Raw genomic sequence first — 20,370 nt, 5'->3', positions numbered from 1 at the left:
GCTTATAACGCAACCCGGAGTGTCAATTTTAGTGTTATCGTTAGCACTCAGGATTCAAAGCTTCTATAGTTCAGCGTTCTAGCAGGCTGTTGAAAAACCCGATTTATGAGAAAATATCGCATCCGTTTACAAAGGGCAATGACGATGCGGGGACAATCCAAAACTCAAGCGGCACTTTTCAGCTATATTGACCTGGAGAGTCGAATTCCTACGTCGCACCCCATCAGAAAGGTGCGCGGAATAGTCGATCAGGCGTTGATCGAGCTTGAACCTGCGTTTTCTGAGATGTATTCGGCTGTTGGCCGTCCGTCGATCCCCCCAGAGCAGTTGATTCGGGCACTACTTCTTCAGATATTCTTTACGATCCGGTCAGAGCGTCAACTGATGGAACGCCTGGACTACGATCTGATGTTCCGCTGGTTTGTTGGGTTGTCTATGGATGACAAGGTATGGAATCACTCGGTGTTCTCAAAGAACCGGGATCGCCTTCTTGCCAGTGAGATCGACGAGCTGTTCTTCGATGCCATCAAGAGGCAAGCGAGCGCCCGTCAGCTTATGTCGAAAGATCATTTCAGCGTGGATGGCACCTTGCTGGAGGCCTGCGCCTCGGTCAAATCTTTTAAGCCGAAAGATGACGGTGGTGACGACGACAGTGATGGTCAAAACTTTCATGGCCAGAAGCGGAGCAACGAGACCCATCAATCAAGCACAGATCCGGACTCAAAGCTGTTTCGCAAGGGCAAAGGGAAAGAGTCAAAGCTGTGTCACATGGGGCACATCCTGACGGAGAATCGAAACGGACTGATCGTAGAGGCTGAAGTCACTGAAGCCGGCACAAGCCGAGAGTGGGATGCGGGTACCACGATGTTGGCAAAACAGGGAACACGTCCCGGAAGAACCGTAGGTGCCGATAAAGGCTACGACACCCTGGAATTTGTTGAGGGTAGTCGTGGCTTGGGCATTACCCCACACGTAGCTGCCAAGTCCTTGCGTAGCTGCATTGATAAACGAACGACGGGCACCGAGGGCTATAAAATCAGCCAAGTCAAACGCAAGCGAATTGAAGAGTGCTTCGGCTGGATGAAAGATATAGGGCTGATGAGAAAACTTCGTCATGTTGGGCGAGCCAAGGTCTCTTGGGTCTTCCGCTTTACGGCGGCTGCCTATAATTTGACCCGATTGAAGGTGTTGATTGTCTGAAAGGGCAATTAAGGGCTTTGATAGCTGACATTTACGAGTGTTTTGATCAAATTTTGAACAAGACTTGCTGCAGGAAGATTATTGGTGCTGAAGCATCGAGAAATACCAAGATAAATTTTATTGAGGCTCGATTTGTAGAAAGGTTGTAGCGATCAGGAAAACCAGCTTTTTCAACAGCCTGCTAGGCACTGTGAGGTGGACCCAGTCAGTTGGACAACCTGATGGTGTCCCTAAGCTATGATCCGGTTGTTTCCCTGGCTCAGGCTGCCAAGGTTATGGGTTGCCCGTAGTACACCTCATCGGGCGTTTGGTAATCAAGGGCTTGGTGGTACCGGGTCTGATTGTAATGCCGGAAGTACCGGTGGAGCGCCTGCTTCAAGTGTCGGCCATCCTCGAAGGCAGTTAGGTAGACGCACTCGTGTTTGACGCTGCGCCAGAGCCGTTCCACAAAGATGTTGTCATGGTAGCAGCCTTTGCCGTCCATGCTGATCCGGATGCCATGCTCTTTGAGAACGCCTGTGAAGGCTTCACTGGTGAACTGGGCACCCTGATCAGTATTGAAGATTTCCGGCTTTCCGTGGCGTTGTAGAGCCTCCTCCAGGGCATCGACACAGAAGTCTGTGTCCATGGTGTTGGAGACTCGCCAGGACAACACCTTGCGGCTGTACCAGTCGATGATGGCAACCAGATACATGAAGCCCCGGGCCAGCGGGATATATGAAATATCTGTTGCCCACACCTGGTTGGGGCGGTCGATTTTCAGCCCTGTGAGCAGGTACGGGTACACCTTGTGCCCATCGCCCGGAATGCTGGTTCTGGGGCGCGGATACACCGCCTGAATGCCCATGGTGCGCATCAGCCGCTGCACCCGTTTCCGATTGACGCGGTAGCCTTGGTGCTGCAAGTGAACCCGCATCTTGCGAGAGCCATAGTACGGCGTTTCCAGGTGCTGCTGATCAATCAGATACATCAGATGCAAATCCTCCTGACATTGCTCACGAGGGACGTAGTACACCGATGAGCGGCTCAGCTTGAGCAGCTCACACTGGCGCGAAAGACTGACTTGGGGATGACCACGCTCGATCATCGCCAACCGCTGTTGACGGCTTACTGATCGAGCTTGCGCGACAAAAAATCGCGTTCCACCGTCAGTCGGCCAATCTCGCGGTACAGCTCGTCTGTGCTGGGTTCATCGGATTGCTTGCCGGCCTTCTTCTTGCCTTTGAAGAGGCCCGGTGCATTCTCCAGCAGCTCGCGCTTCCAGGTGCTGACCATGGTGGGGTGGATCTGGAAACGGGCAGCAATTTCGGATGTGGTCTGGTCACCCTTGAGGGCAGCCAGGGCAACTTTGGACTTGAATGATGCGCTGTATTGCTTGCGTTTCTTGCTCATGATTCTCCTCCTTATGGAGATGATGAATCAGAGCTTAGGCACCTGTCCAAAATTTGGGGTCCACTTCACTGAGAAATTAAAACTATCAAAGGTTTTGCTTTAGATACTTAACGAGCCGCTCGAATTGTGCATTGTCTGGCTCTAATGCTTGCAACGATTCGGCATACGCCAACGCTTTCTGCCAGTGCCCCGCCTTTCGGTGCGTATCCACCAGGGCGTACAGCACCTCCAGGTTCTTGGGCTCACGCTCATGCAATTCCGCGAGCACCGTCAGACCGGCACGGATTTTATTCTTCGAAATCAGGCCCACCGCGTGAATATATCCGTAGCGGATGTTCTTCGGTGCCAGCTCCGCAGCGCGTGCCAGGTATTGTTCGGCCTCGTCATACTGTTTCTGTCGAATCAGAAGCAGTCCCAACGCATGGTGAGGATCAGGCTCTTCGGGTCTGGCCTTTATCGCAGCTCGCAGCAAAGGCTCACCCTTGGCGTCCTGATTGCGCTCGCGGTACAGGTCCGCCAGGTTCATAACGGCGGCCAGGTTATGGGCGTCGAGCGATACGGCTCTGAGATAGGCTTGCTCCGCCTTATCGAAATTCCCTTGTGCGAAGTAAAACACACCCAGATTGAACTGCCCGGAGGAGGTATCGGAGTGACGCTGCAACACCGCCAGATACTCCTCTACGGCCTCACTTAAGGTCTTTCGCTGTGCCTGGGTCAAGGCCTGAGGACGCACCTCGTACAATAGCCGGATTGCCTCAATTCGTACCGCTTTCACCGGGTCGGTGAGCAGAGGAAACACATCCTCAATCCGGTGTTCGGCGGAGAGCATGGTCATGGCCCTCAGCGCCCCAATGCGCACCAGGGGGTCATCATCGTCCAGGTTGGCCCGGACGGTCCGTAGGGAGTGACCACCGGACATATCGGACAATTGGGAGAGAGCTGTGCCCCGTGCTATACCGGGGGCATCCTTGTCGGCGGCAAGCTGTCTGAGGTGTTCTTCGGCATTCTGTGCTCCCGTCAGGCCCGCCGCCAGTTGCTCGCTGAAGTGCGCTGGCAGCGATTTACCTGAGGCCTCCAGCCACTCATCGACCGCACCGGCCGCCCATTCTGCGGACTGGTCGTTGTGGCACTGGTTGCAGGCGTTGGGGGTTCCAAATTGGACGCTAAGGTCCGGTCGCGGAATACGCAGGCTGTGGTCGCGGCGCGGATCCACCACCATATAAGTTTCTTCGGGCATATGGCAGCTGACACACTGGGCGCCAGCGCCGTCCGGGTGATGGTGGTGCCGCTTATTGTCAAACACCGAGGGCTTGTGACACTGGGCACAGACGCCATTACCCTCGGCGCGCAATTCGAGGCTGTGGGGCTCATGGCAATTGGAGCAGACCACACCCTCTTGATACATTTTGCTTTGCAGGAAGGAGCCGAGCACATAGACCTCATCACGGATCTGGCCGTCGGCGTGGTACTGCGGTGGGCTCAGGAACTCCAACTGGTGCTTGTCCAGAAAATGGCCGGGCAGGTCGGGATCATCAATCAGCTGACGCCGGGAATGACAGCTGCCGCAGGCCGACAACTGACCGTCAAGGCCCCGGGAGGCGTCCTGTTCAAGATGTGCCGTACTGTCGCCCTGCGCCATAACCCAGCGCCCCATGGCGCTCAAGGACCGCTCCAGCCCCCGGTTATCGGCGTCGGTCTCTTGATTGTTCGCCCACTCGATGTGTTCCTCGCCCGGCCCATGGCAGGACTCGCAGGCGACATTGATTTCCGACCACTGGGTGTCGTAGCGATCTTCCAGGGGGTCGTAGTTTCTATCAAGGTTGGTGGAGTGGCAGTGGGCGCAGCGGCTGTTCCAGTTAAAGTAAGGCCCGGTCCAGTGCAGAACGTCATCGTGGGGAATAGCTTCATCAGGGTACAGATGAAACCAACGCTGCCCACCCTCGGACTCTGGGCGGCTATCCCAAGACAGGCTCAGTGCCTGTAGCCGGCCGCCAGAGGTGGCAACCAGATATTGTTGCAGGGGCTCAAAACCGAAGGTGTAGGCGATTTCGAAGGTTTCCTGCTCGCCTTCAGCATTGGCGGTTTCCACGTAGTACTTGTCATCGCGCCGGAAGAAGCGGCTTTTATCACCGTAGTGCTTGAAGCGAACATCTTCAAAGTCCCCGAGCACATACTCCGGGGTCGCGGGTTTCATGGCCCAGTCATGGTGGGAGCCTTGCCAGGCTTGATGCTGCTTGCCGTGACACTGGGCGCAGACCTCCGTGCCCACGAAACTCTCGTCTCCACTTGCCCAGGAAACAGGCCCCATTAAGCTGAAACAGACGGCCAAGCATATAGCAATAAACTTATACATTGTTATCCAGCACCTCTGGTATTCCCGATGGAGTGCCCGTAGACCAAGTTGGACAGTCCGCGAGCACTCGACCTTATCAGGGTGCCGCTCACCGCATCCCTGCGATAACTTGATAGCTGTTTCGGCATCTAAAACTTAACTAAAAGTTTATTTTTCCAGCTGATTCTCAACAGGCTCTACACTTCTTTCGTGATCATTCTTCAACTTAGCTATCTCTTTGATTACATTGGGATGAGAGTCCGCAATATTGTATTTTTCTGAGGGATCTTCATCCAGATTAAATAGTAGTGGCGGATTCTGCTTTACCGGTCCTTCTTCACCATATGCCGGCTGAGTAAAAAAGTGAGCCTTATACTTCCCTGAGCGAACAGCAAATAGTTTATCCCCCCTATAGTAAAACATTTCATCTCTATCAGATCCTTTTCCGGTCATAATAACTTCAGACAAATCATAACCGTCTGTTTGATGATCCAGTTTTCCCCCAGCAAGGCTAACCACTGTAGGAAGCAGATCTAGTGTACTTCCTATATCCATAACGACACCAGAATGTATTTTTCCCGGCCACCAGAACACCGCTGGAACTCTCATCCCCCCTTCAAAAGTATCTCCTTTCTCACCACGAAGCAGCCCAGGACTACCTCCTTGCGTATCAAAAAGCATCCATGGACCATTATCAGATGTAAAAACCACTAATGTATTCTCAGCGACGCCCTCTTCTTTTAGGGCTTTAACAACCTGACCTACAGACCAATCTATCTCTTCGATAACATCGCCATACAGTCCTCTTTTACTTTCCCCATCAAAATCATCAGAAGCAAATAGTGGAACATGCGGCAAGCTATGCGCAAGATACAAGAAGAACGGCTCGTCTTTACTGTTCCTAATAAATTCTACTGCCTTCTCAGTGTAGTTTTTTGTCAGCAGGTTTTGATCAGGAGCACGTTCAACAATGTTTTGACCAACCATAAGGGGAACCTGCCAATACTCAGGTTTTGGGTTCTCCCAATGCTCACCTTTATGCCAAGTATCAAATCCCCACTCCTCTCCATTAACCTGTTTTACAAGGTCTATATTTAAATCCATATCATTCGAATATGGAATTCCATACCAAGAGTCAAAGCCGTTATTTGTTGGCAGGTATTCTGGCAGGTGCCCCAAATGCCACTTACCGACCATTCCGGTTTTATATCCCAATGATTTAAGAGCTTCAGCAATTGTCACTTCGCTTTGGGGTATTCCTCCGTTTGAATCTGGAAATAATACACGTCGCTTTGATGAAGCCATACCGCTTCTTACTGGCAACCTACCCGTCATCAATGCCGCTCGACTAGGCGTGCAAACAGGGGCCGCCGCATAGAAACTAGTCCACTTCTGCCCCTCATTGGCGAGTTCATCTAGGTTTGGGGTGGCTATCGTTGGGTGACCAGAGAATCCTGCGTCTCCATAACCCATATCATCGGTAAAGATAACAACCACATTTGGCTTTTCTGAACTTTTCTTATCTAAATCTGCTGACGAACCTGAGGTATACGCTGCACTGGAGCAGCCAGAAATTGCATAGACTATTGCAAAATACAGTATTGCGTTTCTCAACATGTTAAAATCCTCTTATGCATTTTATTCAACTGGATGGCTGTGAAGCCTAGATACACACCATAATAAGTGGCCACTTTCACGACGTAGACATAACATTCAGGTGGTCGCCCAGGCCCGATCGCCTTCCTCGTAGGGCATGCAACCATCGTAGCGGCCCGGAATGGCGATGTAGCGCAGCACCTGGGTGGCCCCCACCTCGGAGGTGAAGAAGCCGAACAGGGTCAGCTGCTTCATCATGGTGAAGTAGTGCGGCGGGGTGGTGCCGGCGGCGGCCACCGCTTTCGCCTCGGCATCCAGCGCCCGGATGAACTCCGTGCGCTGCTCGCCGCTCAGGTTCATGAAGTCGCGGCCGTACTGCTCGTTGGCCGCGGCGTTCAATTGATCCATACCGCTGTGGAAAATTGCCTGCTCGGCCTCGGTGTAGCAGTCCCGGACAAACACGGTCATGAACTGGCCCACTTCGGCGTCTTTGGCCCCCGGGGTGTCGGTGCGCGGCAGGATGGTTTCCGCCACTTCATCGAGCAGGAACACGTCCTGTTCGGTGAAGCTCAGGCTCGGGGCCGCCTCCTCTTTGGAGGCGCAGCCGGCGATGACCCCGGTACTGCCGATCATGGCGGTACCGGTGGCGGCGGTGATCAGTTTGAGGAGTTCACGTCGATTCATCACAGATTCCCCTTCTTCAGTTCATTCACCGCGTGGTCCACGGCCCGGGCGGTCAGCGCCATATAGGTCAGGGACGGGTTCACACAGGAGGCGGAGGTCATGCAGGCGCCGTCGGTGACGTAGACGTTGGGCGCGTCCCACACCTGGTTGTGGGCGTTGAGCACCGAGGTTTTCGGGTCCCGGCCCATGCGGGCGGTACCCATTTCGTGGATACCCTGCCCCGGTGCGTAGCCCCAGTCAAAGGGCTGAACATGCTTGAGGCCGGCAGTCTCCAGCATCTCCACCGCATCATTGATCATGTCCTTACGCATCTTTTTCTCGTTGTCCTTGATCTCAACGTTCATCGCCAGCACCGGCAGACCCCAGGCATCGGTCACCTCATGATTGAGTGAGATACGATTGTCGTGATAGGGAAGAATCTCGCCAAAGCCGATCATCCCGATGGACCAGGCGCCGGGCTCACTGAGGGCATCCTTCAGGCCCGCGCCCACGTCAAGTTCCGCGATATTGCGGTCCCAACCTTGGCGGCTGGCGGAGCCTTGGTAACCGAACCCACGCAGGTAGTCGCGCTTGTCGTTCCCCACGTTGCGGAAGCGCGGTACATAGAAGCCTGCCGGGCGGCGACCAAAGTAATACTTGTCTTCGAAGCCTTCAACGATCCCGCCGGCGCCCACACGGAAGTGATGATCCATCACATTGTGGCCCAGCTCGCCGGAGCTGCTGCCCAAACCACCGTCCCAGACATCCCGGGCGGAGTTCATCAGAATCCAGGTGGAGTTGAAGGTGGAGGCGTTCAGGAACACCACATCGGCGGTGTACTCGTAGGTCTGGTTGTTTTCGGTGTCGATCACCTCCACGCCCTTGGCCCGCTTTTTGTCCTTGTCGTAGATGATTTCCTTCACCAGCGAGAAGGGCCGCAGGGTCAGGTTGCCGGTTTTCATGGCCGCCGGCAGGGTAGAGGACTGGGTGCTGAAGTAGGCACCGAAGGGACAGCCCAGCCAGCACTTGTTGCGGTACTGGCAGTTGACCCGGCCCTGTTCAGGCTTGGGTTCAGTAATGTTGGCCACCCGGCTGTGGATCATGTGCCGCGTTCCGCCATAGGCCTTTTCCAGGCGCTTGGCGACGTCCTCCTCCACGCAGTTCAGCGGGATGGGCGGCAGGAACTGCCCATCAGGCAACACATCGAGACCATCGCGACTCCCCGAGATGCCCGCAAAACGTTCTACATAGTCGTACCAGGGCGCGATATCGTCATAGCGAATGGGCCAATCGATCGCCACGCCTTCGCGGGCGTTGGCTTCGAAATCAATGGGGCTGTGACGGTAGCTCTGACGTCCCCAGAGCAACGACCGGCCACCGACGTGATAGCCACGATACCAGTCAAAGCGCTTTTCCTCTACGTAGGGGTTCTTCTGCTCATCCGCCCACATGCCATAGGTCGCTTCGTTCAACGGGTAGTCCCGACTCAGCACCGGGTACTTTGCAATCATCTCCTGAGTGGGTTTATTGCGATGAGGGTAGTCCCACACCTCCTTGGTGGCATTGGTGTAGTCCTTCACGTGTTCAATATTCCGGCCACGCTCCAGCAGGAGCACTTTCAGGCCCTTTTCGGTCAGCTCTTTGGCGGCCCAGCCGCCGCTGATGCCGGAGCCGACCACAATTGCGTCGTAATGATTATCTGCCATGGGTACTTCTCACTCTGGTTATTATTGCAATGCTCGCTATTCTGCCAACTCGGCTTTTAAGCCATTCATAGAGACTTCAACCGCCGTCATCGGGTCCATCTTTTTCGGGTAGATTTCCTGCTCTACGACGAACCAGACGGGGTTCTCCGCACTGTCCAATGCCTCAATAATGGAAGGCCAGTCCAACCGGTCCTGCCCGATCAGCGGCTGGATGGTGTCATGGTTGTCCGCTGCGGCCTGGTTGTGCTGGAATATCACGCCGAACTCGCCGAAGGGGTGTTCTTTGGCTGCCTCCTCGGCCTGCTCACGAATATCCGCATAGCGGGTCATTTGGGCCTTGAAGTGGACGGTTTTGATGCGGTCCCGGTAACGAGTCAGAATCTCGGCAGGATCCTGACCGGCGAAGTAGGCCCAACCGACATCCACTTGCAATAGCACATTGTCCGGGGTGTTGCGCGCGATGTAATCAAAGAAGGTGTTGTCCTTATAGGCATCAAACTCACGATGGTGATTGTGATAACCGGTCTGCATGCCATAAGGCTCCAGTGCCTCGGCAATGCGATTGAGATCAGCGACCAGGCTATCGACCTGCTCTGGGTCCCAGGCCCGTCCGTCCATGGGAACGATCAGTTGATCAACGTCCAATGCCTGATAGAGCTCGATGGTTTTTTCAAAATTCTCTTCGCTGAACTGATCCACCCCGACATGGGCCGCGCTGATGGTCATTCCCAATTGATCCAAATAGTTCTTAAATCCTTTCGGATCATTGGAAAAGTCACCGAGATCACCTGCCAACTCAACGCCGTCAAAGCCCATCCCCGCCAGTGACTTTAGCGTGGCCCGCACATCCGCCGCCACGTCTTCTTTGACTGACCACAGCTGAACTGACACTCCCTCGTAATCAGGCTCTTCGGCCAAGGTGCTTACGCTGGATGACATTAGAAGCGCGGCCGCAACCATCGCAACCGGTTTCAGAACGGCTTGGCAGATACCAGACCGGAAATTACTTACTGTAATACGCATAGGAGCTCCGAGAGATACCAAGAATGAATCAATTATTTTGATTATTAGCCGCCGTTAGGCGGCGTCGTGGAATCCATGGAAGACAGAACAACTGTCCCACCGTCAGTCCGATGATGTTCAATATCGAAGTTCTCACGCAGCGCCATCAGAAGGCCATCAATGTCGCCCGCCCGGTACAAACCAGCGATGCGCACCTTGGTGATGGCGGGGTCGGCAACCTTGAACTCTAACGTGGTGTAGCGGCTAACTTCTGCCAAAGCCTCCTGGAGAGTCTCTCCCCGGAATACGAGGTTTCCGTCTCGCCAGGACAGACGGTCCTCTATCACGGCTTCATCCATCGCGCCAACATACTTGGGCTGCTGGGCACGGATAGCCAGCGTCTGCCCTTTGGTCAACTCCTGAACAGGCTCATCCGTGGATTCCGAAAGCGCTGATTTCACATGCACGGTGCCCTCCGTGACAATGACATCGACATCCTCATCGTCAATCAAGTACACATTGAAAGCCGTACCAACTGCTTCAACAACCTTTCCGCCGGCCTTTACACGGAGCGGCCGACTCGGATCGTGTTCGACTTCGACATGAAGCTCACCACGGGTCAACTCAAGCAGACGCTCATCGTTGGAGTAGGTGACCGACACCAGCGTATTGGTATTGAGCAACATACGAGTGCCATCCGGCAAATTAACGGTGGAGTGAGCGCCGATACCCGTCTCGTAGACGGTGTTCTCTTGAGCCATAGTCGATAGTTCGGGCGGTTGGCTTTCTCCAGACCACGGGACAAGCGGGGCGAAAAGCCCGAACGCCGACACCACAAACAGCACCGACGCAGCGACGGCTGTTGCTGCCCCCAAGCCAAACCACTTGCCTCGAGTCGAGTGAGCCGGCGGGTCAAACAGCTCGGAGAGCACAGACAGGCTGTCCATGCGATCCCACAGTTCCGCCATTTCCATTAGGCACTCACGATGACGGGAGCTCTGACTCAGCCATCGGCGCAGATCACTGGTCTCCTGCTCGGATAAACCTCGATCAAGCCGAGCAATCCAGAGACTGGCATCATCGTAGATACTCTCGTCCGTTTGCAACGGAATTACATTACTCATGATTTTCGCCCTTGACGCACTCCGGACTCTGATTTCCGGGGCGACTCAATAGAACCACTTTTCATAATCTGTTGACACCGTCGCATACCCGAGGCTATGTGCTTTTCGACGGTGTTTTCACTGATATTGAGACTTTTCGCTATCTCTTTCTGGGAGTAGCCATATACTTTCTTCAACACAAACACCCGACGGCATTGCAGCGGCAGTTGCCTAACCGCTTCGCAGAAGTGTTCAAACTCCTGCTTGGCTGACACCTGGTCGTACACCTGATCGAGCTCTTCAGTCATCCAGTCCGGATTCACTCCCTCTTCTTCCATGCTAACCCCCATCCGGGTTTCCGCCCGCTTCAGGTGGTCAAGGGCCAGATTTCGTGCTGTCTGGTACATGAATGACCGTGGGTGCCGGATCTGCTCTGACTGTTTGACCGAGCAGATCCGCACATAGGTCTCCTGAACAATGTCCTCAATCTCTTTGGGAGGCACCATTCGGGACACAACCCTCATCAGACCCTTTCGGACCGACAGGTAAATGTTCTCAAGGCTGTCTTTGTCTGTCATAGTTATTTTCGCGTTTGTGACATCGATTCACCGGCCAAGCCAGCCTGGCGGCTTCAGGCCCTTGTCATACAAGACGTGTTAGAGTGTAAAATCCGCCAGTACAGTCTGCCAAATCATACTCCAGCGTTACTGGGAAAACCGCCATACAATAAGAGGAAAGAAACCATGACCGACTCTTTCAGCCGTCGTGCCCTGCTGCGAGGCGCCGTCGCCAGTGCTTTTGGTGTCACCAGCCTGAGTGCTATCACCCCCCGCGCACTGGCTCACAATCACGGCCAATCGTCTGAACTCAAAGGCCATATCCGCCACTCTGTGGCCCGCTGGACCTACAATTTTCTCTCCGTTGAGGAGCTGTGCCGGGTTGTCCAGCGCATCGGTTTCTCGGCCATCGATCTGATAGGCCCCAAAGAATGGCATATTCTCAAGGAGCACGGGGTGGACTCCTCCATGTGCAATGGCGCGGAATTAAGCCTGGAGGAGGGTTTTGGTAACGTAGAGCACCATAGCGCCCTGATCGACAGTTATCGTAAGCACATTGACCTGGTCAGTGACGCGGGCTACACCAACCTCATCTGTTTCAGCGGGAATGCCCGTGGGATGGATCCCGAGGATGGTTTGAAGGCGGCCGTTACCGGACTGAAGAAAGTCCTCGCACAGGCCGAAAAACGCGGTGTTGTGCTTCAAATGGAGCTGTTCAACAGCAAGGTCGACCATCCAGACTACCTGTGCGACAGCTCGGCTTGGGGCATTGAACTGTGCAAACGGCTGGACTCACCGAACTTCAAACTACTTTACGATATCTACCACATGCAGATTATGGAAGGCGATATCATCCGCACCATTCGCGACAACCATCAGTATTTCGGCCACTACCACACCGCCGGGGTACCCGGACGACACGAGATCGACGACTCTCAGGAGCTATACTATCCGGCCATCATGCGGGCCATCCAGGAGGTGGGCTTCAAAGGCTATGTGGCCCAGGAGTTTATCCCCCAGCGGGCCACAGATAAAGAGAAGGTCGAGTCGCTCGTCTCGGCTATCCGGATCTGCGATGTCTAGAGTTGTCGCCTCCTAGGGATTGGTCATCGGCGGTATGGTATCGGAGAAAAACACCCCGCGGATCCGGTCGGTATGGCCCCGGCGCTGGCGGCGGGAGGGCGGAAAGTCGTCGGTGCTCTCGCGCCAGTCCTCCAGCAGCCTGACGTGCTCCCGCAGCCGGTCCCGGTAAGCGGGGTCACCCGCCAGGTTGTTCAACTCCCAGGGGTCGCGCTCCAGGTCGTAGAACTCGATCTCCGGGCGGGGTGACTGAAACAATAGGGCCTGCTCCGGACTGAGCTGCCCCTTCTGCTTGAGGTCGAACAGGGCCCGCCAGGAGGGGCTTTCCGAAACGTCCGCCGGGGAGCCGAACGGCAGGTGGATATAGGCGTTGTGAATCAGTTTGTAGCGTCGGGTACGCACACTGCGCAGATGCTCATCGGTGTCGTGCCAGTTGCGCTCGCTGAAGGCCGCTTCCCGGGGAAACGGCTCCAGCCCCAGGATATGAGGCACCAGGGAGCTGCCACCCATGGTCTCCAACGGATCCAGCCCCGCCAGTTGCAACCAGGTCGGCGCCAGGTCCACGACGCTGATCACGTCTGCCGTCCGCTCGCCCGCGGGCACTTTGCCCGGCCAGTGGAAGATCAACGGGGTTTTGACGCCGGCATCGGTCAGGGCGCCCTTTTCCCGTGGAAAAGGCGCACCATTATCACTGAGAAACACCACCAGTGTGTCCTCGGCCAGGTTGCGCGCCGCGAGGGTAGCCATCATCCGCCCGATCACGCCGTCCATCCGGGCGATTTCATCGTAGTAACGCGCCAGGTCCCTGCGGGTGTCGGGGGTATCGGCCAGCCAGGGGGCCAGGGGCAGACGTGCCGGGTCGTGAGGCTCGGGAATGGTATCGTCCTGATAGGGACGGTGCGGATCGTCAAACCCGACCCACATGAAGAACGGCTTGCCCTGCGCCGCGTCGATGAACCCGTCGAGCTGATCCAACCCCGGGTCATACCACTGGAACTGGGCATCGGCGTGGGGGCCGTAGTGGGTTTTCTGCATATGCCCGGTGAAGTAGCCGGCGTTCTGCAGCAACCCCGGGACGATCGGATCGCCCTCCGGCAAGGGCATATGCAGGTCTTCGGCCCCGGTTTCGTGCGGGTAGCGCCCGGTGAGAATACTGATTCGGGACGGACTGCACTGGGGCGTGGTCAGAATGGCGTTATCGGCGGTCAACCCACCCCGCGCCAGGCGGTCGATATGCGGTGTCTTGATCTCCGGGTTGCCATAGCAACCAAAGTGTCGCGCTCCGGCATCATCGGCCACCAGCACCAGGATGTTGGGCGGTCGCTCGGCCCTTTGGGCACTCAGCTGCCCCAGGGGAAGAGTCAGGCCCAGTGCGGTCAGGGCATTTCGGGAGAAGGTACGGCGGGTCATGGGCCATTTCATGGGAAAGTCCTCGCGTTGGACCGCGGCCTCACGGGGCACGGTGGTTATTATTGGCGCCCGGGCTGGGTGACACCCGGTTCTCTGCGGATCATAGCGTGCCGAACTCTGACCTGCAATCGATTGCAATCCAAAAAAAAATGCCCCTGCCCGAGTGCTATACTGGAGGCGGTATGAGTGTGGCCAACGGGAATCGCCCTGGCGCCTGACTTATGATTGTCATATTTCTGCAATAAGGTAGGGCCTTCGTTTTATGGCGCAACAGGGTTACACCGTGTCCAACGCGTTTTTCAATCGCGAGCTCAGTCTGCTTGAGTTCCACAAACGGGTCCTTTACCAGGCCTACGATCATTCGCTACCACTGCTGGAACGACTCCGGTTTATCTGCATTTTCTCCACCAACCTGGATGAATTCTTCGAGGTTCGAGTCGGTGGTCTGGTGGAAATGCTGGAGCTGAATGCTTCCAGTCCGGCCGGGCCCGACGGTCTGAGCCAGGAGCAGACCCTGACCGAGGTATCCGAGCGGGCGCACGCCCTGGTGGATGAGCAATACCGCATCGTCAATGATCAGCTATTCCCTCTACTGAGGGACAACCACATCCGGATTCTGCGTCGGGACGAGTGGAACGAGGCACAGATCGACTATCTGCACGACTATTTCGAAACCGATATTCTGCCGCTGCTCAGCCCCATTGGACTGGATCCGGCGCACCCCTTTCCGCGCATTCTCAACAAGAGCCTGAACTTCATCGTCAAGCTCGACGGCAAGGACGCTTTTGGGCGCAGTTCCGGCCGCGCCATTGTGCAGGTGCCCCGATCTCTCAATCATATGATCGAGCTACCGGCTGAGTTCAGTGGTGAAGGGCGAACCTTCGTTTTCGTCTCGTCGATCATCCACTATTTCATGTCGGAAATCTTTATCGGCATGACGGTGATCGACAGCTATCAGTTCCGACTGACCCGCAACTCGGATATTTTCCTCGACGAAGAGGAAAGCGAGGACCTGCTGCGAGCGGTTCAGGGTGAGCTGGTGTATCGCCAGTACGGTGATGAAGTACGTCTGGAAGTGGCAGACACCTGCCCCAAAGAGCTCGAAGATTTTCTGATGCAACGCTGCGAAATCAAGCCGCGGGATGTCTATCGCATCAACGGCCCGGTCAACCTGAACCGATTATCGGACCTGTTTGACCTGATCAAAGACAGCGCCTATTACTTCATCCCATTTGTACAGAACATGCCCAAGTTGCCTAAACGGGCGAACAGTTATTTTTCGGCGCTGAAAAAGCAGGACATCCTGCTACACCACCCATTCGACTCCTTCCACGCCGTGGTGGATTTTCTACGCGAAGCCGCAACTGACCCGAACGTGCTGGCCATCAAGCAGACACTGTACCGCACCGGCTCCAACTCGCCCGTAGTGGACGCTCTGGTGGCCGCCGCCAAAGCCGGCAAAGAGGTGACCGCCATTGTCGAACTGCGGGCGCGCTTTGATGAGGAGCAGAACGTCGCCCTGGCCGAGCGCCTGCAGCGCTATGGTATTCACGTCATTTATGGAGTGGTCGGATTTAAAACCCACGCCAAAATGCTGCTGGTCGCCCGCCGGGAAGAAAACAAACTGCGTTATTACGTCCATCTGGGTACCGGCAACTACCACCCGAAAACCACCATGCTGTACACCGACTACGGGCTGATGACCAGTGACCGGGAAATCGGTGAAGACGTATACCGGGTGTTTCTGCAACTGAGCAGCCTGGGCAAGGCGTCCAAGATGGATTGCCTGCTATACGCGCCGTTCACCCTTCACAAAGGGATGGTACGGCGGATTCGCACGGAAAAAGAAAATGCGGAAAAGGGTAAGCCGGCACGCATCATTGCCAAAATGAACTCGCTGTACGAAGAGGAGCTCACCAACGAGCTCTACGCGGCCGCCCGGGCCGGCGTCAAGGTAGACCTGATCGTGCGCGGCATCTGCCAGCTACGCCCCGGTGTTGAGGGGCTGTCGGATAACATTCAGGTGCGCTCCATTGTCGGGCGGCTGCTTGAGCACAGCCGGGTGTTCTACTTTGAGAACGACGGCAACCCGGAACTGTATTGCTCCAGCGCCGACTGGATGATTCGCAACATGTTTCACCGGGTGGAAACCTGCTTTCCGATCAAGCACAAGAAAATTCGCGACCGGATCATTGACGACCTGGAGCTGTATCTGCAGGACAATACCCACGCCTGGATTTTGCAGTCCGACGGCAGTTACCAGCACCTGCAGCCCAAAGGCGGTGAAGAAGCCGTGGATGCCCAGGCGATTCTGTTGGACCGGTGGGCGGCGCGGCAGTTGACGTCGGTTTAGGGATTATGGTCACACCGCAACAATATCCAGTTGGTAACCAATATCTTTCAAGTACCCCGCCTCGGTTTCCAGATCCGCCAGGGTCAAGGGATTACTCTCCACCCATTGCCCCGGAACACTCAGGGTCAGATTCTGTTTTTGCACATTGAACGTTATCGGTGGATTGTCGGTTTTCTTCTGGGCCCGATTGAAAATCACCGCCAGCCGCAGCACCACGGCCAACTGCACCAACTCGGTGTTATCCATCGGAAATTTCTTCACCGGAAAACGCTTGCGATGCGCGAGGGCCAAAGCCGCCAATTGCGCCTGCTCGGCTTTTGAGCACCCCGCCAGGTCCACATTATCGATAATATAGGCACTGTGCTTGTGGTAATCAGTGTGGGAAATGTCCAAGCCTACAGGGTACAGCCGCGCTGCCCAACCCAGCAACTTGCCGGCCTCCACATTATCCATTCCCCAGGCCTCGGCCACCTGATCGAGCAGCACCCGGGCGGTCTGTTCAACCTGTTCAGCCTTCGGAATATTGACGTGGAAGCGCTTGGCCAGGGCATCGACACTTTCCTGGCGAATATCCCGGTTTTCCAGCCGACCTTTGAGATCGTAAAGCAGACCTTCCCGTAGCGCCCAATCGGCGGCGAGCATTTTTTCAATGCCCAGACTCTCGAAAATCGAGGTCAACACAATCACACCACCAAGAAACACCGGCTCCCGGTCACTGGAGAGCCCTTTCAAGCTCAAATCCAGTTTGCCGTGATCCTGATAAGCCTTGATGATCTTTTTCAAACCATCGAGCGTTATGGTGCCATCGGTCCAGCCATTTTGCTCACAGACTTTGGCCGCCGCTTTGATGGTACCGGACGCACCCAGCACCTCTTGCCAACCCTGGTCGAGAAAGCTGTCCAGGACCGGCGCAATTTCCTGCTGACACGCCAGGCGCGCCTTTTTGATCAGTTTGTCGGTGACTTTGCCGTCGTAGAAAAACCGTTTGGTGAGGGCCACACAGCCCATACTCAGGCTTTCCTTCAGCTCCGGCAACATGCCCTGCCCCAGAATCACCTCGGTGCTACCGCCGCCGATATCGACGACCATCCGGCGTCCTTCCCCGGGGGCGATGCAATGGGCCACGCCCAGATACACCAGACGGGCTTCCTCCTCACCCGAGATGATTTCCACCGGATGCCCGAGGCGACTCTGGGCGTCGCTCAAGAACGAGCTTGAGTCCTCGATACTGCGAAGGGTTTTCGTGCCGACGATCCGCACACTGCGAGAGGGGTAGTCCCGCAACCGTTCACCGAACCGGTCCAGACAGGCCATTGCCCGGTCACGGGCGGCGTCGTCCAGACGGCCATCCTCGGTCAGCCCCCAGCCCAGCCGCACAGGGTCGCGCAGTTTATCGAGCAGGGTGAGCTGATCGTTTTCCCAGCGGGCCACAATCATATGGAAACTGTTGGAACCCAGATCGATGGCGGCAATATGGCTGGCGCGGGCACCAAACAAGCGGGACAGATTGAACATCCAGTTACCCTATGCGTATTGTTCCAGTTCTTCACTGAGCACGAGCCATTGTTCCTCGCACTCGTCGAGTTGCGCCTGAGTCTCTCCCTGAGATTTTAGCAGCTCCTGCAACCGCTGCTTGTTGGCCGCTTCATAGATGGCGGGGTCGGACAGTTCCGGCTCGATGCCGGCAAGCTGTTTATTCAGCTTATCCATTTCCCGCTCCAGTTTTTTCAGCTTATCCGTCAACGGCTTGAGTTGGGCGCGGCGGGCCGCCGCCTCCTGGCGTTGCGCTTTTTTGTCTTGCTGGGGCGGTGGCGCGGCGGCGCGCTCGACGGCATTGTCCTCCTGGCGCCGTTGCAATAACCAGCGATAATAGTCGTCCAGATCGCCATCAAAAGCACTCACCTGGCCGTCGGCCACCAACAGAAACTCATCCACGGTGCTGCGCAGCAGATGACGATCGTGTGACACCACCAACACGGCGCCTTCAAAATCCTGCAACGCCAAGGTCAGCGCCTGGCGCATCTCCAGATCCAGGTGGTTGGTCGGTTCGTCCAGTAAAAGCACGTTGGGTCTCTGCCAGACAATGATCGCCAACGCCAGCCGGGCTTTTTCGCCGCCAGAGAAATGGGTAATGGGTTCGAAAGCCCGGTCGCCGTGAAAATCGAACCCTCCAAGGAAATCCCGTACTTCCTGCTCCCGCGCGGTGGGAGTCATACGCAGAATATGTTGGGCCGCCGAGGCGTCCAGATCCAGCGCGTCCAACTGATGTTGGGCAAAATAACCCAACTGAAAGTTGTCGCCCGTATGGCACTCGCCCCTCAGCAGGGGTAACTCCCCGGACAGGGTTTTGATCAGGCTGGATTTACCGGCGCCGTTGGGGCCCAACAGGCCAATTCGGGTCTCGGGCAAAATCCCGAGATTCACCTGACTCAGGATGCGCTTGTCGCCATACCCGATATCGGCATCGCTGAGGTTGATCAGCGGGCTGGACATTTTCCCGGCGGGTGAAAACCGGAAGCTGAACGGCGAGTCGACATGGGCCGGGGCAATCTTCTCCATCCGTTCAATGGCCTTCAGACGGCTCTGGGCCTGACGGGCTTTATTGGCCTGAGCGCGAAACCGGCGCACATAGGCCTCCATGTGCGCAATCTGTTCCTGCTGTTTCTTGAAGGCCGCATCCTGTTGTGCGAGTTTTTCGGCACGTTGGTGCTCGTACGCGGAATAATTGCCGACGTACAGATTCAGCTTGGCGTTCTCCAGAGCAACAATGCGGTCCACTACATTGTCCAGAAAGTCCCGGTCGTGAGAGATGATGATCAATGTACCGGGATAGCGCTGTAGCCATTGTTCCAGCCAGAGCGTGGCATCCAGATCCAGGTGGTTGGTGGGCTCATCCAGCAGAAGCAGGTCCGATGGGCACATCAACGCCTGAGCGAGATTCAGGCGAATGCGCCAACCGCCGGAAAAGTCGGACACCGGACGATCGCCATCGCCGGGCGCAAACCCGAGCCCGGAAAGCAACTGCTGAGCCCGGGCTGGTGCGGAGTAGGCCTGAATGTTTTCCATCTCGGCGTACAGTCGGGCCAACCGCTCGCCATCGTCGTGGGCGGACTCGATGGCCGACTCCAGACGCCGCAGTTCGGTGTCGCCGTCCAGCACATAATCTTCCGCCCGGCGATCCAGGGTTTCCACTTCCTGGGCCATATGGGCAATGCGCCATTGGCGCGGAATGTCCCAATGGCCGCTATCGGTCTGCAGACGCCCCAGCAACAACTGGAAGAAACTGGATTTGCCACTGCCGTTGGGACCAATCAGGCCCGCCTTCTGACCGGGGAAGAGGGTGAGGTCGGCGTGATCGAGCAGGAACTGGCGACCGCGCTGCAGGGAAACTTGCTGTAATTGGATCATGGCGCGTATTCTACACGTTCTGAATGGCCGGCTGGCCGTTGAGTGGCCCAACAGGAAATTGGCAATGAACCTCGCCCGGCTCCACACCCATTTGTGGGACTTTTCGCTCCAGCTTTACCAGCAGCCGGGGGTTGAGCCCTTGTGCCTGAGCCTACAGGACGGCTGGGGCGGCGACGTGAATATTCTACTCTGGCTGCGTTGGTTGGAACAGGAAGGTCTGGCTATCAACGACACCCGTTTGCGCCTGGCCCAGGCCTATATCGCCCCCTGGCGCACTGAAATTGTGGAACCGCTGCGCCACATGCGCCAACACATCAAACGCCACTACGGCACGGCAGACCCGACCATTGAGGCCAGCCGCCAGGCCATCAAGGCCGCCGAACTGCAAGCTGAACAGGCGGTTCAGGCCCGCCTCGAAAAACTGGCTAACGCCTGGTTGGGTGGCCAACGCAAAGCGCCGGTGACGCCGGGTACCAACTTGTCCGTCTATGCCCGCGCGCTGAACCTTCCCGAAGACAAAACCCGGGAGATGCTTGAGGTACTGGTTCGCCCCTGAGCCCCAAACGCA

15 protein-coding genes are annotated in these 20,370 nt (G+C 56.2%); 4 read left to right on the top strand and 11 right to left on the bottom strand.

Translation table 11 applies throughout. The features are described 5' to 3' along the window. Positions 1-144: 144 nt before the first annotated feature. A complete protein-coding gene (locus OOT55_RS15180; protein ID WP_265368840.1) occupies positions 145-1,200 on the top strand; it encodes an IS5 family transposase in 1,056 nt (351 codons plus the stop codon). A gap of 259 nt (positions 1,201-1,459) precedes the next feature. Here OOT55_RS15180 and OOT55_RS15175 read toward each other — a convergent pair. The 8 genes from OOT55_RS15175 to OOT55_RS15140 all read right to left on the bottom strand — a co-directional run bounded on the left by OOT55_RS15175 (position 1,460) and on the right by OOT55_RS15140 (position 11,572). Then, a protein-coding gene (locus tag OOT55_RS15175; protein WP_416140963.1) for an IS3 family transposase occupies positions 1,460-2,592 on the bottom strand; the annotation gives its coding sequence in 2 pieces (ribosomal slippage) (positions 1,460-2,337 and positions 2,337-2,592; 1,134 coding nt in all). Between the two features lie 85 nt (positions 2,593-2,677). Beyond that, positions 2,678-4,861 carry a tetratricopeptide repeat protein gene (locus OOT55_RS15170; RefSeq protein WP_265366686.1) on the bottom strand — a complete coding sequence of 728 codons (2,184 nt, stop codon included), beginning with the start codon at positions 4,859-4,861 and terminating at the stop codon, positions 2,678-2,680. A gap of 231 nt (positions 4,862-5,092) precedes the next feature. Beyond that, a complete protein-coding gene (locus OOT55_RS15165) occupies positions 5,093-6,541 on the bottom strand; it encodes a sulfatase (RefSeq protein WP_265366685.1) in 1,449 nt (482 codons plus the stop codon). Between the two features lie 96 nt (positions 6,542-6,637). Further along, positions 6,638-7,204, bottom strand: coding sequence for a gluconate 2-dehydrogenase subunit 3 family protein (locus OOT55_RS15160; protein ID WP_265366684.1), 567 nt, complete (start codon positions 7,202-7,204; stop codon positions 6,638-6,640). Next, complete coding sequence (locus OOT55_RS15155; RefSeq protein ID WP_265366683.1) at positions 7,204-8,889, bottom strand: GMC oxidoreductase; 1,686 nt, start codon at positions 8,887-8,889, stop codon at positions 7,204-7,206. Before OOT55_RS15155 ends, OOT55_RS15160 begins: the two co-directional genes overlap by 1 nt. Before the next feature lie 36 nt (positions 8,890-8,925). Beyond that, the gene (locus OOT55_RS15150; protein WP_265366682.1) at positions 8,926-9,780 is read right to left on the bottom strand and encodes a sugar phosphate isomerase/epimerase family protein; all 855 of its coding nucleotides are present in this window, start codon (positions 9,778-9,780) and stop codon (positions 8,926-8,928) included. A gap of 176 nt (positions 9,781-9,956) precedes the next feature. Beyond that, entirely contained in the window at positions 9,957-11,015 is a 1,059-nt protein-coding gene (locus tag OOT55_RS15145; RefSeq protein WP_265366681.1) for a FecR family protein, read from the bottom strand. Then, entirely contained in the window at positions 11,012-11,572 is a 561-nt protein-coding gene (locus OOT55_RS15140; RefSeq protein WP_265366680.1) for an RNA polymerase sigma factor, read from the bottom strand. The genes OOT55_RS15145 and OOT55_RS15140 overlap by 4 nt, the downstream gene beginning before the upstream one ends. Positions 11,573-11,737: 165 nt before the next feature. Between OOT55_RS15140 and OOT55_RS15135 the strand changes: the two genes are divergently transcribed. Then, positions 11,738-12,634, top strand: coding sequence for a hydroxypyruvate isomerase family protein (locus tag OOT55_RS15135; RefSeq protein ID WP_265366679.1), 897 nt, complete (start codon positions 11,738-11,740; stop codon positions 12,632-12,634). 12 nt (positions 12,635-12,646) lie between these two features. Here OOT55_RS15135 and OOT55_RS15130 read toward each other — a convergent pair whose 3' ends face one another. Beyond that, a complete protein-coding gene (locus OOT55_RS15130) occupies positions 12,647-14,053 on the bottom strand; it encodes a sulfatase (RefSeq protein WP_265366678.1) in 1,407 nt (468 codons plus the stop codon). Between the two features lie 250 nt (positions 14,054-14,303). Between OOT55_RS15130 and ppk1 the strand changes: the two genes are divergently transcribed. Further along, complete coding sequence (gene ppk1, locus OOT55_RS15125) at positions 14,304-16,394, top strand: polyphosphate kinase 1 (RefSeq protein ID WP_265366677.1); 2,091 nt, start codon at positions 14,304-14,306, stop codon at positions 16,392-16,394. 9 nt (positions 16,395-16,403) lie between these two features. Here ppk1 and OOT55_RS15120 read toward each other — a convergent pair whose 3' ends face one another. Next, positions 16,404-17,909, bottom strand: coding sequence for a Ppx/GppA phosphatase family protein (locus OOT55_RS15120; RefSeq protein WP_265366676.1), 1,506 nt, complete (start codon positions 17,907-17,909; stop codon positions 16,404-16,406). A gap of 9 nt (positions 17,910-17,918) precedes the next feature. Continuing rightward, a complete protein-coding gene (locus OOT55_RS15115; RefSeq protein WP_265366675.1) occupies positions 17,919-19,802 on the bottom strand; it encodes an ATP-binding cassette domain-containing protein in 1,884 nt (627 codons plus the stop codon). 64 nt (positions 19,803-19,866) lie between these two features. On the opposite strand from OOT55_RS15115, the gene OOT55_RS15110 reads away from it, so the two are divergent. Continuing rightward, a complete protein-coding gene (locus OOT55_RS15110) occupies positions 19,867-20,358 on the top strand; it encodes a TIGR02444 family protein (RefSeq protein ID WP_265366674.1) in 492 nt (163 codons plus the stop codon). The last annotated feature ends 12 nt before the right edge of the window (positions 20,359-20,370 follow it).

It is taken from the genome of Marinimicrobium sp. C6131, from assembly GCF_026153455.1.
Classification (GTDB): domain Bacteria; phylum Pseudomonadota; class Gammaproteobacteria; order Pseudomonadales; family Cellvibrionaceae; genus Marinimicrobium.
This window is presented reverse-complemented; position numbering and strand designations above follow the sequence as displayed.

What these genes read in the sequence shown, in the direction of transcription:
- OOT55_RS15180 (WP_265368840.1), top strand. Translation starts at nt 145, where the DNA reads ATGCGGGGACAATCCAAAACTCAAGCGGCACTTTTCAGCTATATTGAC.
- OOT55_RS15165 (WP_265366685.1), bottom strand. Translation starts at nt 6,541, where the DNA reads ATGTTGAGAAACGCAATACTGTATTTTGCAATAGTCTATGCAATTTCT.
- OOT55_RS15160 (WP_265366684.1), bottom strand. Translation starts at nt 7,204, where the DNA reads ATGAATCGACGTGAACTCCTCAAACTGATCACCGCCGCCACCGGTACC.
- OOT55_RS15155 (WP_265366683.1), bottom strand. Translation starts at nt 8,889, where the DNA reads ATGGCAGATAATCATTACGACGCAATTGTGGTCGGCTCCGGCATCAGC.
- OOT55_RS15145 (WP_265366681.1), bottom strand. Translation starts at nt 11,015, where the DNA reads ATGAGTAATGTAATTCCGTTGCAAACGGACGAGAGTATCTACGATGAT.
- OOT55_RS15140 (WP_265366680.1), bottom strand. Translation starts at nt 11,572, where the DNA reads ATGACAGACAAAGACAGCCTTGAGAACATTTACCTGTCGGTCCGAAAG.
- OOT55_RS15135 (WP_265366679.1), top strand. Translation starts at nt 11,738, where the DNA reads ATGACCGACTCTTTCAGCCGTCGTGCCCTGCTGCGAGGCGCCGTCGCC.
- OOT55_RS15130 (WP_265366678.1), bottom strand. Translation starts at nt 14,053, where the DNA reads ATGAAATGGCCCATGACCCGCCGTACCTTCTCCCGAAATGCCCTGACC.
- ppk1 (WP_265366677.1), top strand. Translation starts at nt 14,304, where the DNA reads ATGGCGCAACAGGGTTACACCGTGTCCAACGCGTTTTTCAATCGCGAG.
- OOT55_RS15120 (WP_265366676.1), bottom strand. Translation starts at nt 17,909, where the DNA reads ATGTTCAATCTGTCCCGCTTGTTTGGTGCCCGCGCCAGCCATATTGCC.
- OOT55_RS15115 (WP_265366675.1), bottom strand. Translation starts at nt 19,802, where the DNA reads ATGATCCAATTACAGCAAGTTTCCCTGCAGCGCGGTCGCCAGTTCCTG.
- OOT55_RS15110 (WP_265366674.1), top strand. Translation starts at nt 19,867, where the DNA reads ATGAACCTCGCCCGGCTCCACACCCATTTGTGGGACTTTTCGCTCCAG.